Origin of the sequence: Candidatus Enterococcus ikei (genome assembly GCF_017316105.1) — a bacterium.
GTDB classification, from domain to species: Bacteria; Bacillota; Bacilli; order Lactobacillales; family Enterococcaceae; genus Enterococcus_L; species Enterococcus_L ikei.
Genome location: NZ_JAFLWD010000003.1, coordinates 1 through 12,702, shown reverse-complemented (window position 1 = coordinate 12,702; position 12,702 = coordinate 1). Strand labels below are relative to the sequence as shown.

Genomic DNA, 12,702 nt, shown 5'->3' with positions numbered 1-12,702 from the left:
ATAAGGTTATAACAGGGGGTGATATTAGTGAAACAAAATATTCTTGGTCCCATTATTAAGGAGTTCCGAAAAAAAAGACATCTAACTCAAAAAGACGTGAGCAAATTAACTGGTTTCAGTCAAAATACTATTTCTAATCATGAAAATGGTAATCGTTCTCTCGATGAAGATGCCATTTATAAATATGCAAAGGCTTTTGATGTTAGTCCTGGTATTTTCTTCAAAAGCCTTGTTGCTAAAGCAAATTCTATTCCTGTAATAAAACCAGATCAATTAAACATCGATAACACGATAAATATTATGCGCAAACTAGAATCAGATAGAAAAGACAAAGTTTATTCTTTCGCAAAAGAACAGCTCGAAGAACAGAATAAAATAATAGAGCTGTCTCGTGTAACGGATACTGGTACCTTAGCTGCACACTCCGCTGACCCAGATAAAATATTTGATGAGGATGAAATAGATAAAATCAATGCGTATTTGGATGAGTTAGACGAGGAATATGACTCGAAGCATAAAAAATAAACTTTAGTAGGTGAGGAATTTTGAATGACTACGAATTATTAGTTGCGGAAGTTCAAAAAAGCGTGCCAATCATCGAAAAAGATTTATTTGATAAAACTGGTTGCTATGGATTATATAGGAATGGACGCATTTATATTGAACGAACGTTAAGTACGAAAAGAAAAAAAGAGGTTTTAGCTGAAGAATATGGTCATTATAAGACATCGTTTGGTAGAATAATTAGTCAAAAGACATTAGATTCTATCAAACAAGAAAAAACAGCCCGTAACTATTCTTACGAAATATTAGTTACCTTGGATGATTTAATCACATGTTCTGAGGCTGGTTTAAGCAATCATTACGAATGTGCGGAGTTTTTAAATGTATCTATAGAAACTTTGAAAAATACTTTTTTATATTATCAACAAAGATATGGTTACACCTATTTTTACAAAGGTAGAATATTTGAATTTAGAGATTTGTCCGTGATGGTATTAAATACGGGATTACTACAAAATTGAAAAGCGAGGAAATAAAATGAAAAAAATTGTTATTTTGAGTTTGTTAAGCGGATTGTTTTTAGTTGGTTGCGGAAGTAATTCCGATAAAAAAACTGAATCAACAAGCCCTAAAACTTCTGAGAGTTCAACCGCTCAAGCTGACAAAGATAAACAAAAAAATATTGAAATTGCTGTGAATTCATTAAAAAAAGGATTCTCTGCGTACCATGATATTTCGTTTGACAAAAAAACTAAAAGCTTTATTTTAAAGCCTAAAGAGGAACTTTCTGAAACTGAAACTTTAAAAAAAGTTGCTGATAGCCCTACTGAGCCAAAACACGAAGAAACATTGAAAAACATAGCTTCTAATTTTATTGAGCTTTCTACAACTATTTCAGAAAACATCGGTAAAGATTATAAGATAAAGCTTAAATATCCAGGAGATAATAATAGAGATATTTTCGTGATACAAGATGGTAATATCAGCTACCCGATTATTAACGAATTTAAGAATAAAAAGTCTAGCTCTAATGCGGAAACTAGCGAATCTGTAGAAGTTCAATCTTCAATTGATGTTGAAAATCAGCGTGTAGCTGATGAAAACGCTAAATTTAAAGTTGAAGAAGAAGCTAGTAAAGCTGCAGTGCAAGCTCAGTATGAAGAAGATCAACGAAAAGCTGATGAATTTAATGCCAAACTTCAAGCGGATGTTGAAGCAGAAAATGCTCGTGTTGAGGCTGAGGTGCAGGCTGCTCAGAAAGCTGAGCAAGATCGAGTTGATGCTGAAAATCAACGTATGGCTGAACAAGACAGAGCTAACGGCTACTAAATGATAAAAAACGTACCCCTCCGACCAAGAAGAAAGTACGCAAAACTAAAACCTAAATAGGCTTATTAGATATGCCTATCTCAAAACAAATAGGAGTGTATAAACAATGTGGATGGAACAAACCTCTGATGGCAAATTTAAGTACCGAGAAAGGTATACTGATCCCTACACAGAAAAATATCGTACTGTATCAATTACTCTCTTGAGTAATTCTAGACAAGCCCAGAACAAAGCCCAACGATATTTGAATGACGAGATAAACAAACGATTAACTAATAAAGTAGAAAGGTCAGACACCTTTAAAAACGTTCTAAAAGAATGGTTAGAAAAATACAAACATACTGTCAAAGAAACAACATATTGGCGCAACGAATGGAATGTGAAGCTTATTCGAAGATTCCTACAAGACGATATAATTGTAAAAAATATTGATGCCCCATTGATCCAAAAAGGGTTAGATAAATTGTATTATGAAGATAATTATTCGCTTTCCACTGTAAAGAACTGTAAATCTCTTATCAGAATTATTTTGGAGTATGCTCGGAGTAATAATTTAATCGATTACAACCCAGTCAACGATGTAAGTATTCACCAGAAAGTCATGAAATACGAGGAATTAGAAAAAATAGAAAGTAAGTATCTTGAAAAAGAAGAACTAAAAAAAATCCTTCATGTCCAACGGGACTTATTTAAAAGTAAACGCTTTGCAGATTTAGCAGAGTTCATGGCACTCACTGGTGTACGTTTTGGAGAAGCTATCGCCTTAGATTACTCTTGTTTAAATGGTAATACATTAAACATTGACGGGACACTTGACTACACAACAAAAGGAACTCCTGAGCTGTATAAAACCTTACCAAAGACTACTGCAGCTATCAGAAAAATAGAATTGAATCAACGCGCTATCGATATATTAAGTGACTGTAGGCTAGAGAATAGTCTTAACACTTCTGAACGTTTCACTGATAAAGGTTTCTTTTTCTCAAGCCTTCTTGGTAATCCTATAGCATTATCCAATTTTAATGATTCATTAAAACGTGCTGCGAATCATGCTGGGATAAATAAAAACGTGTCTTCCCACATTCTACGGCATACTCATATTTCCATGCTTGCAGAAAAGAGAATACCTATCAAAGCAATCATGGAGCGAGTAGGGCATACAGATGCAGAAATAACAACAAAAATTTATACACATGTTACAGAAGAAATGAAAAGGGACATTATAGAAGCCCTGGAAGAAATCGACCTATAATTGCCCCTTTCCTGCTCCTTTTACTATTTACAAATTAATAAAAATAACATAAATCCACGTCTAACAAAGGGTATTCGATATTCTACTTATGATACGGTTCCCCTCGCATTATCCGAAACCCACGGTAAATCTGCTCCACCAAAACCAATCGCATCAACTGATGTGGATAAGTCAACTTACCAAACGACATCTGTTGCTGACTTCTCTTCAACACCTCATCACTCAATCCAAGCGATCCACCAATCACAAAAGCAAGTTGACTCTTACCATTGATTCCCAACTTCTCGATTTCTTTCGAAAATTCCTCACTACTAAATTGCTTGCCATTGATAGCTAAAACAAAAACATAATCCTGATCCGATAGTTTTGCTAAAATTCGTTCTCCTTCTTTTCCTTTGACCTGCTGCATTTCTAATTCACTTAAATTCTCTGGTGCTTTTTCATCCGCTACTTCAATAATTTCCATTTTTGCATAACTTTGTAGACGTTTCATATATTCGTTGATTCCTTGAACTAGATATTTTTCTTTCAACTTACCCACAGTAATGATCTTTATTTTCACTGATTTCACGTCTCTTCCAATTATATTCTGCTACTTGTTAACAATTTTATCATGAATGATTTGACTCTTCCACATACTTTCCCACAAAGTTATACACATATGCACAGACTTATCCACAGAAACATGTCGCTTTATCCTTTGTTTTACAGTATTTTGAGATACAAACACATATTCCCGTTTATTTATCCACATTATCCACATTTTGTGGATAACTTTTTCACAGGGGTTTTCCTCTATTTTTCAAAAGTTTTTCACACTTTATTGTGTATAAGTATTTCGATAAAACTATTTTTTCATTAATTATATCTGTTTTTCTCCCTAACTTGTTCATAAAAAATTCAAAGCTATTCGGTAGACTAAACTTGTATTGAAAGACTATACTAAATATAATAAATAATGATAATTAATTAGGAGGTTGCTTGTATGCAAAGAAAAGATGTTTCACCTGATTCAGATAAAAAACAAAATGGATTATTCAAAAAATTTGGGATTGGTTTAATTGGAGGGTTACTTGGTGGCGCATTGGCTTTCGGCGGTGCGTATGTCATCATGGATCAGAATTCTTCTTCATCTAATTCACCAACAACAAATTCAGTCAAAGACAATAAAGGCGATACTAAAGTTACAAATGTTAGCTTAGATGTAAATAGTGACGTAACCAAAGCAGTTGATAAAGTGAAAGACTCTGTTGTATCTGTCATTAACTTACAAAGCCCTAGTCAAAATACTGACGCTAGCGGTTTTGGTGGATTATTTGGCGGAAATGATGGCAGTGAATCTGATAACTCCAAAACTGACGGTAGTGATTTACAAGCCGCTAGTGAAGGTAGTGGCGTGATTTACAAAAAAGATGGTAAAACAGCCTATGTGGTTACCAATAATCACGTAGTAGATCAGGCTAAAGGTTTAGAAGTCGTTTTACATGATGGGACTAAAGTTGAAGGGGAATTAGTTGGTACAGATTCTTATACTGACCTTGCGGTAATCAAAATTTCTTCTGATAAAGTTGACTCAATCGCTGAGTTCGGAAATTCTGATAACTTAAAAATCGGTGAACCCGCTCTGGCTATCGGTTCTCCATTAGGTTCAGCGTATGCTAACTCTGTAACGCAAGGAATCATTTCTTCATTAAACAGAAATATCCAAAATGAAAACAATGGCCAAGCAATCAATATCAATGCGATTCAAACAGATGCCGCAATCAACCCAGGAAACTCTGGCGGACCTTTAGTAAACATCGAAGGTCAAGTAATCGGGATCAACTCTGTAAAAATCGTTCAATCTGAAAGCCAAGTCAGTGTTGAAGGTATGGGCTTTGCCATTCCAAGTAATGATGTAGTAAACATCATCAATCAATTGGAAAAGTCTGGCAAAGTAACTCGTCCAGCTTTAGGAATTTCCATGAAAGATTTGTCTGAAGTTTCTACACAACAAAGAAAACAAGTGTTAAATCTTCCTGAATCTGTACAAACTGGGGTATTAGTTGCTACTGTTCAAACAGCCACTCCCGCTGACAAAGCAGGTCTTGAAAGATATGATGTTATCACTAAAATCGATGGGAAAGAAATTACTTCTGTAACTGATTTACAAAGCGCTCTTTATAAGAAAAAAGTCGGCGACAAAATGAAAATTACCTTCTATCGTGATGGGAAAGAACAAAATGTTGATGTTGATTTAACAATCGACCAATCTGCACTAAAAACAAATAAACAAACAAACGAATAGTGCCAATAATTAAGAGAGTAAAACAAGCTATATAGAGGATTCCCTCTATGTAGCTTGTTTTACTCTCTTTTGCATTTTTAAAAGAGCCTGTATAACTTACAATCTTTGTATTTTTTACAAGTATTGAAAGTTGTACAAATATTGAGTTAATTTTATTCATACTCTTATGCTATGATTTTTTTGTAATCGATTACAAAACAAACAAGGAGAATAAAATACATGGATAAAATTGAAGGAATAATTAATAAGCGTTTAATGCCTATGGCAATAAAAGTTCAAAACAATAAATATATGAGTGCAGTTTCCGATGGTTTTTCAATAATTTTACCAATTACAATGCTAGGTGCAATTTTCACGCTATTATCAAGCATGCAATTCGAACTCTACCAAAATTTTTTAAAGTTCACTCACTTAGCTACTATTTTTAGCTATGCTTCAAAAGTAACCACAGATATGATTGCCATTTACGTGGTATGTTCTATAGCGTATAGTTTGACGGTAAAATTAGACTTTAAAAAAGAAGCCTTCTTTTCGGCCTTGATTTCATTAGTTTTATTTTTCCTTTTATTGCCTAGTGGAGTCGAGCACCAGTTAGAATCAGGCGATATTGTAACAATCCCGAATGCTTTAGCAACAGAGTATTTAGGGGCTAAAGGTATGTTTATGGGCATCATTTTAGGTATCGTTGTTCCGATGATCTATTGCACCATCCTCAAAAAAGGAATTGTAATCAAGATGCCTGAAAGTGTTCCACCAACCATTGCAAAATCCTTTGCATCAATCGTACCAGCGTTTATTTTAACAGGAATTTTTTCTCTTGTTCGATTTGGTTTTGAGCTGACTCCTTATGGAGATGCTAATAATTTTATTTACACTATTTTAGGCGGCCCGTTACAAAATTTAGGTAACAGTCCCCTTTCATTTATCATTTTGATTATTGTTGCTCAGCTTCTATGGTTCTTTGGGATACATGGTTATATGATTATTCGGCCCATCTTACAAACTGTTTTTATTCCGTTAAGTTTGATGAACTTAGCTGCTTTTGAAGCAGGTGAAAAATTACCTAATGCCATTACCTATCAACACTATGGTACCTATGCTAATCTAGGTGGTTCAGGAGCCTTATTAGGGTTAGCGATCTTAATGTCATTTACAGCTAAAAGTGATCGGTATAAAAAATTAGGAAGAATGGCTTTACCAGCTACATTCTTTGGAATTAATGAACCTGTTATTTTTGGTATTCCGATGGTTTTGAATACGGTATTCTTTATTCCTTTTCTCATCGGGCCCATTTTGATGTTTGTTATCCCTTATTTACTTCAAGTTTTTCATGTAATTGAAACATTAAGAGGGATTCAATTACCACTTGGTACCCCCGCTTTAGTTTATGGATGGTTAGAAGGCGGATTACCTATTTTGATTGTCCAAGCTTTGTTAATAGTGGTTCAGGTTGTCCTTTGGTTCCCTTTTTTCAAAGCAGCAGATCGCCAAGCAATTTTAGAAGAACGTCAGGTTGAAGAAGCAAATAATAAAGAAAACGTTGAAACGAGGGATTCCGTTGGAGAAATTTAAAGAAGATTTTTTATGGGGAGGCGCATTAGCCGCTAATCAATCAGAAGGCGCTTATTTAGAAGATGGGAAAGGTCCGTCTATTATTGATACCTTACCTGTTGGTGAAAAGCGCAAGCGCAGCTTAAAAGATCCAGGTTATGCCTTTGAACACACCTTTGATTATTATCCAAGTCATCAATCCATTGATTTTTATCATCAGTATAAAGAAGATATAAAACTATTCGCTGAATTAGGGATCAAATGTTTACGAACATCTATTAGTTGGTCAAGAATTTTCCCTAACGGAGATGAACATGAACCTAATGAACGTGGTCTTAAATTTTATGATACTTTGTTTGATGAATTGTTAAAGTATAACATCGAACCTATCGTAACAATCAATCACTTTGATACACCATTATACTTAGCCAAAGAATATGGGGGCTGGAAAAATAAACAGCTAATTACTTTTTATAAACGGTATTGTGAGATCATCTTTAAACGTTATCATAAAAAAGTGAGATATTGGATCACGTTCAATGAAATCAATATGATTTTAAGGAATCCTTTTTTAGCCGGTGGCCTTTTAAGCAATGAAAAAGAGGCGATTTTTCAAGCTGCTCATCATCAATTAGTTGCTTCGGCAGCTGCAACAAAATTAGCGAAAGCAATTGATCCAACCATTCAAATTGGTTGTATGTTAGCAGCTGGAAGTATCTATCCCTATACTTGCAACCCAAAAGATATTCAAGCCACCGTTGAACGCAGTCGTGAGCAATATTTCTTTATAGATGTTCAAGTGAATGGTGCCTATCCTTACTTTTCACAAAGATATTTTGAAGAGCATGCTATCAAACTTGAACTATCAAAAGAAGAACTAACGCTACTTGCTGAAAATACTGTCGACTTTATTGCCTTTAGCTACTATACTAGTCGCTTAGAAACAGTAAATCCAGAGTTAAGGAACAATGCCATTGAAGGGAATGCAATGATAAGTATACGAAATCCGTATTTAAAAGATGCTGGCTGGGGAAGGCAAATCGATCCTTTAGGGTTTAGGATCACTATTAATGAAATTTATCAACGCTATCAACGACCATTATTTATCGTAGAAAATGGATTAGGCGCCCCAGACGAAAAAATCAACAATCAAATTCATGATGACTATCGTATTGATTATTTTCGCCGTCATATTGAACAGATGGCTGAGGCAGTTAAAGATGGCGTTGATTTAATTGGCTATACGACTTGGGGTTGTATTGATTTAGTGAGTGCTGGAACTGGAGAAATGGAAAAACGTTATGGATTTATTTATGTGGATTTAGATAATGAGGGAACTGGAACAAGAAGACGCTATAAAAAAGACAGTTTTAATTGGTATAAAAAAGTAATTGAAACGAATGGCTTAACTTTATAAAAAAAGCGACCGCCAAGAAAAGAGACTCATTCTAAGAAATACATAGACGGAGTGACTCTTTTTTTCTTGTCGCCTTCTTGATATTAGGAATATAGTTGATAGTACCGAGAATACAATATATCAATCAGTAGTTGCGCTTGATAAGGAGCGGCCTTTTTGATAGTACTATTTCCTAAAAATAAAACTTCATCAAAAATATTGGCAATTTTCATTTGATCATTTTGCGTGATCAATACCGTATAATAATCGTTGGATGACATGTTAAATAGCAAGTCACTGAATTTCAAAAAATAATTACCATCGGTGGATAGAATAATCACTAAACTATTTTTGGAAATCTGTTGAAAGGCTTTCCTCTGATTCATTCTTCCATTAAAATAAGTAACGTATTTTCCACAAGAAAAAAGCAGGTATTGGAATTGTTCTAAAAGTAAGCCTGAACTATGCGTACCAAAGAAATAGACATCTTCCGTATCATGGATACGTTCACATAAAAGATCAATCTGTTTTAAATCCAAATTCTTTTCTAACGATTGAAATGCTTTGGTGATTTGTTTTATATATTCATTTAATGAATGATTACTGTTAAGTTCATTCAGTGCTAATTCAAAATTATTTTTATTTATAAACTTTTTTGTATCCGACTGATAATCAATAAATGCTTGTTTCATGTCAGAAAACTTTGAGTAGCCTATTTTTTTTGAAAATCTGCTAATACTTGCCGTGGAAGTAAAGCATTCTTCAGCCAATGCTTCAATTGAAATGTCCGGAGCATTATGTCCAACTTTTTTCAGTAATGCACGCGCAATCGTGGTATTAGTATTTCCTTCAGTAGTGGAAATAACAATATCCTGAAGTTTGCCTACAATGCTCGCTTTCTCCATTATATCATCCTCCAAAATAAATACATGTTTAATAAAAGTATAACAGAAACGAACGAATAACTATATGAATTATTTAATTATACCTATTAGTTAAAACGAGCAGCAAAAAATCTTTGCCACTCGTCTTAACTTTAACTGCCTATATAATTTTTGATTCAAGTTCTTTATTTCCCTACGGAAAAAGCTTCTCCTACTACCGCATCAAAAGGTAATTCTAAAATTCCTTTTTTGGCTGGTGCATCTGGCAAACGCAACTCACCAGCTGAACAAATCATGCCAAAACTTTCTACACCTCTTAAAACGCCCGGCCAGATCATTAAGCCGTCAGGCATCATAGCACCTGGTTTTGCTACAACGACCTTTTGTCCAGCTTTGATATTCGGCGCACCACAAACAATTTGTAATACCTCTCCATTATCAACCTCTGTTTGCGTGATTGATAAATGATCCGAATCAGGATGTTTTTTACAAGATTTTACAAAGCCGATAACGATTTTTGGTTCATGATCTTCAACTAAACTTTCGGAAAAACCAGCTTTAGCAAGTTCCTCATTGACTTTAGCCACTTGTTCTTCAGTCAACTCTACTTGACCATTTCCTTCAATTGCTCCCAAAATCGTTGATGCTTCAAAAATATTCCAAGCAACGACTTGCTCCTCATCTACAACACTTACTCGTGCGACATTTCCTTTGCGTTGTACACGGTTTTCTTGTCCTTTATCGTCAGATACGATGATCATCAAGACATCACCGACATGTTCTTTATTGTATGCAAAAATCATTTTTATCTCACTCCATTTTATCTTTTATCAGGCAACACAATGTATGTCCTGTTCTATCTTAACAAATAATCTGCTTTACTGCATATTTTTTTCCAGCATTTTAAATTAGAAAAAATAAGTGAAACAAAACGGTCAACGCCTTGCTTCACCTATTTATACATTACACTTATTTATTTTTCTTTTTTTCAGGATGAACAATCAAAACATCGCAAGGAGCATGGCGGATGATGTAACTGCTGACACTGCCGATCATCAAACGTTCAACAGCATTCAGTCCAGATTGACCAACCATGATCAAATCAACATCATACTTTTCAGGTAACGCTTTACACATAACTTCTTTAGCTACGCCATAAGTTACGATCGTTTCTAATTGCGTAAAATCAACACTTTTGGCATATTCGTTACATTCAGCCATTAGTTCTTTGGCATTTTCAGTTTCTTGATCCAGCAAACTATCATTCAATGAGGAGTAACCCATCATTGTATACACTTGATTTTCTATCACATGAGCTACGATCACACGACCATTATTTCTTCTGGCTACCTCAATGGCTTGTTGATAAGCTAGTTTTCCTTGATCACTACCATCTACACCAACTAAAATATTCTTATATGTTTGTGTTAACAAAGTACTCATCCCCCGATTGATTTATTTTGACTCTTAAACCGGTTACTAATTGATCCCTGATAACTTAACTGATACTTTTTAAAAATGTTGTGATTTCTTCTTTAGTTTTGCGATCTTTATTCACCAAGCGGCCTAGCTCTTTCCCATCGTTAGTGACAACAAAGCTTGGAATACCAAAAATGTTCCACTCAGAAGCAAGTTCCATAAATTTATCTCGATCGACTTCAATAAAACGAAAATCTGGAAAAGCTGCTTCGATTTCTGGCATCACTGGTTTGATAAAACGGCAATCGCCACACCAATCTGCTGTAAAGAAGAAAACACTTTTTCCTTCTGCTACGAAACTAGCCAGCTCTTCATAAGATGTTGGAATAATCATAAACTGTCCTCTACTTTCCGTAAATGATCGTATTGACGGTTGTTTTGTCTAACCCTTTTAAAACTTGGATCAACATTTCGCGAGCTGCTTCAAAGTCTTTAATATTGAACATTGTTTGATGTGTATGGATATAACGTCCACAAACACCGATCACTGTACTCGGTACACCGTTATTTGTTGTATGCGCTGCACCTGCATCAGTTCCACCTTTAGACACAAAGTATTGGTAAGGAATGTTGTGTGTAGCAGCTGTATCTAATAAATATTCACGTACACGAGGTAATGTGATCATTCCTGGATCGTAAATACGTAACAATGTTCCTTCGCCAAGATGTCCGTAAGTGCCTTTTTTCGTTTGAATATCATCTGCTGCTGAGCAATCAACTGCAAAGAATAAATCTGGATTAAATTTATGCACAGAAGGTTTAGAACCACGTAAACCGACTTCTTCTTGAACGTTAGCACCAGCGATCAACGTGTGGCCTAATTGTTCGTTTTGTAAAGCTTCCAATGCTTCTAAGACCAATGTACAACCGTAACGGTTATCCCATGACTTACTGATGATATTTTTACCATTTGCTGTTTTGATTGTTTCCGTTTGTGGAACAATTGAATCTCCTGGACGAACACCAAAGCTTTCTGCTTCTTCTTTTGATTCAAATCCAGCATCAAACAGGATATCTGTCACTTCTAATTGTTTTTGACCACTCGTTCCACGTAATAAATGTGGCGGTACAGAAGAAGAGATACATGGATAATTGCCTTTACTTGTTTTTAAAGTAAAACGTTGTGCTGATACTACATAAGGATTCCAGCCACCTAAAGGAACCACTTGGAATAAGCCATTATCTTTAATTTGAGTCAGCATGAAACCAACTTCATCCATATGAGCCGCAACCATAACACGTGGTGTATCTTGTTCCTTAGCTCTTTTAAGTCCAAAAATCCCGCCTAAACCATCATATTGAATCTCGTCTACTAATGGTGCCATATTTTTTTTCATATACGCACGAATATCATCTTCAAATCCGCTTGTTCCTTGTAGTTCTGTTAGTTCTTTGATGCGTTGAAATGTTTTTTCTTCCATCGTTGTATTATCTGCCAGCGATCCTACTTAGGATCAGCCGTTCTTTTTTGCTAAAAAATAACATGATTTTCAAACAAAAACGGCAGATACTCCTTTCATATGATATCACATTTATTATAACGCAAATTTTTTCAATTGCCCACGTTTTTTGTTTTTCGATATTTTCGGACAATGTGTTAGAATAGAGTTAACGCTTAAGAATTTTAGCAAACATTTGAAAATACTCGGAGGTTATTCCCCATGAATGAAGAAAATGAATTAAGTTATTTTAAAGGTGGGTTAGCAATCGGCGTTAGTCTAGGTATCATAAGCGGAATCGCTTCTACATTGTGGTATCAGAAAAAACGCACACTAGATGCTGATTTAGTTTTAGAAAATGTAAAAGAAGCCTTTTTAAAAGAAGGACCGATCGAAGGATCTTGGATCGAGTTTGAGAAAAAACCATTACGGAAATTTGCGGTACATTCAAAGACTTATAATGGCGGGATTTCACGTTTAGAAGATGGTGTTATGGTTCAGTATGAATTCACTGCTGATGCATTTACAGGCACTGTGATCGATGTTCGACGAATTAAAGAGTAAACATAAAAAAACGAAAA

At 34.9% G+C, this 12,702-nt stretch carries 14 protein-coding genes; 8 read left to right on the top strand and 6 right to left on the bottom strand.

Annotated features, from left to right (window positions below; translation table 11 throughout):
• Nucleotides 1-27 precede the first annotated feature (27 nt).
• The 4 genes from JZO69_RS00910 (at nt 28) to JZO69_RS00895 (ending at nt 3,085) form a co-directional block, all read left to right on the top strand.
• Nucleotides 28-525, top strand: a complete 498-nt coding sequence (locus tag JZO69_RS00910) for a helix-turn-helix domain-containing protein (protein WP_207111033.1) — start codon at nt 28-30, stop codon at nt 523-525.
• A gap of 20 nt (nt 526-545) precedes the next feature.
• On the top strand, nt 546-1,025 hold the full coding sequence (locus tag JZO69_RS00905; protein WP_207111032.1) for an ImmA/IrrE family metallo-endopeptidase: 480 nt from the start codon (nt 546-548) through the stop codon (nt 1,023-1,025).
• Nucleotides 1,026-1,041: 16 nt separating this feature from the next.
• Nucleotides 1,042-1,833 (top strand): hypothetical protein, encoded by a 792-nt coding sequence (locus tag JZO69_RS00900; protein WP_207111031.1) that lies wholly within the window; start codon nt 1,042-1,044, stop codon nt 1,831-1,833.
• A gap of 106 nt (nt 1,834-1,939) precedes the next feature.
• Nucleotides 1,940-3,085 carry a tyrosine-type recombinase/integrase gene (locus JZO69_RS00895; protein ID WP_207111030.1) on the top strand — a complete coding sequence of 382 codons (1,146 nt, stop codon included), beginning with the start codon at nt 1,940-1,942 and terminating at the stop codon, nt 3,083-3,085.
• Between the two features lie 82 nt (nt 3,086-3,167).
• Here JZO69_RS00895 and rlmH read toward each other — a convergent pair whose 3' ends face one another.
• The gene (gene rlmH / locus JZO69_RS00890) at nt 3,168-3,647 is read right to left on the bottom strand and encodes a 23S rRNA (pseudouridine(1915)-N(3))-methyltransferase RlmH (RefSeq protein ID WP_207111162.1); all 480 of its coding nucleotides are present in this window, start codon (nt 3,645-3,647) and stop codon (nt 3,168-3,170) included.
• 423 nt (nt 3,648-4,070) lie between these two features.
• Here rlmH and JZO69_RS00885 point away from each other — a divergent pair, with 423 nt between their 5' ends.
• The 3 genes from JZO69_RS00885 to JZO69_RS00875 all read left to right on the top strand — a co-directional run bounded on the left by JZO69_RS00885 (nt 4,071) and on the right by JZO69_RS00875 (nt 8,340).
• Nucleotides 4,071-5,372 (top strand): S1C family serine protease, encoded by a 1,302-nt coding sequence (locus JZO69_RS00885; RefSeq protein ID WP_207111029.1) that lies wholly within the window; start codon nt 4,071-4,073, stop codon nt 5,370-5,372.
• Between the two features lie 219 nt (nt 5,373-5,591).
• Nucleotides 5,592-6,944, top strand: coding sequence for a PTS sugar transporter subunit IIC (locus JZO69_RS00880; RefSeq protein ID WP_207111028.1), 1,353 nt, complete (start codon nt 5,592-5,594; stop codon nt 6,942-6,944).
• Nucleotides 6,931-8,340: a 6-phospho-beta-glucosidase gene (locus JZO69_RS00875; protein WP_207111027.1), complete on the top strand. Its 1,410-nt coding sequence runs from the start codon at nt 6,931-6,933 to the stop codon at nt 8,338-8,340. The genes JZO69_RS00880 and JZO69_RS00875 overlap by 14 nt, the downstream gene beginning before the upstream one ends.
• An 83-nt stretch (nt 8,341-8,423) precedes the next feature.
• On the opposite strand, the gene JZO69_RS00870 is transcribed toward JZO69_RS00875, so the two are convergent.
• From JZO69_RS00870 to pepA, 5 genes are all read right to left on the bottom strand, one after another.
• A complete protein-coding gene (locus tag JZO69_RS00870; protein WP_207111026.1) occupies nt 8,424-9,224 on the bottom strand; it encodes a MurR/RpiR family transcriptional regulator in 801 nt (266 codons plus the stop codon).
• Between the two features lie 164 nt (nt 9,225-9,388).
• The gene (ytpR, locus tag JZO69_RS00865; RefSeq protein WP_207111025.1) at nt 9,389-10,006 is read right to left on the bottom strand and encodes a YtpR family tRNA-binding protein; all 618 of its coding nucleotides are present in this window, start codon (nt 10,004-10,006) and stop codon (nt 9,389-9,391) included.
• 166 nt (nt 10,007-10,172) lie between these two features.
• On the bottom strand, nt 10,173-10,637 hold the full coding sequence (locus tag JZO69_RS00860) for a universal stress protein (RefSeq protein WP_207111024.1): 465 nt from the start codon (nt 10,635-10,637) through the stop codon (nt 10,173-10,175).
• A gap of 64 nt (nt 10,638-10,701) precedes the next feature.
• Complete coding sequence (locus JZO69_RS00855) at nt 10,702-11,016, bottom strand: thioredoxin family protein (protein WP_207111023.1); 315 nt, start codon at nt 11,014-11,016, stop codon at nt 10,702-10,704.
• Between the two features lie 10 nt (nt 11,017-11,026).
• Nucleotides 11,027-12,103: a glutamyl aminopeptidase gene (gene pepA / locus JZO69_RS00850; RefSeq protein WP_207111022.1), complete on the bottom strand. Its 1,077-nt coding sequence runs from the start codon at nt 12,101-12,103 to the stop codon at nt 11,027-11,029.
• A 240-nt stretch (nt 12,104-12,343) separates the two neighbouring features.
• Here pepA and JZO69_RS00845 point away from each other — a divergent pair, with 240 nt between their 5' ends.
• A complete protein-coding gene (locus JZO69_RS00845; protein WP_207111021.1) occupies nt 12,344-12,685 on the top strand; it encodes a PepSY domain-containing protein in 342 nt (113 codons plus the stop codon).
• The last annotated feature ends 17 nt before the right edge of the window (nt 12,686-12,702 follow it).

Coding starts and splice junctions, on each gene's coding strand:
- JZO69_RS00845 (WP_207111021.1), top strand. CDS start 12,344: ATGAATGAAGAAAATGAATTAAGTTATTTTAAAGGTGGGTTAGCAATC.
- JZO69_RS00900 (WP_207111031.1), top strand. CDS start 1,042: ATGAAAAAAATTGTTATTTTGAGTTTGTTAAGCGGATTGTTTTTAGTT.
- JZO69_RS00895 (WP_207111030.1), top strand. CDS start 1,940: ATGTGGATGGAACAAACCTCTGATGGCAAATTTAAGTACCGAGAAAGG.
- ytpR (WP_207111025.1), bottom strand. CDS start 10,006: ATGATTTTTGCATACAATAAAGAACATGTCGGTGATGTCTTGATGATC.
- JZO69_RS00855 (WP_207111023.1), bottom strand. CDS start 11,016: ATGATTATTCCAACATCTTATGAAGAGCTGGCTAGTTTCGTAGCAGAA.
- JZO69_RS00885 (WP_207111029.1), top strand. CDS start 4,071: ATGCAAAGAAAAGATGTTTCACCTGATTCAGATAAAAAACAAAATGGA.
- JZO69_RS00870 (WP_207111026.1), bottom strand. CDS start 9,224: ATGGAGAAAGCGAGCATTGTAGGCAAACTTCAGGATATTGTTATTTCC.
- pepA (WP_207111022.1), bottom strand. CDS start 12,103: ATGGAAGAAAAAACATTTCAACGCATCAAAGAACTAACAGAACTACAA.
- JZO69_RS00880 (WP_207111028.1), top strand. CDS start 5,592: ATGGATAAAATTGAAGGAATAATTAATAAGCGTTTAATGCCTATGGCA.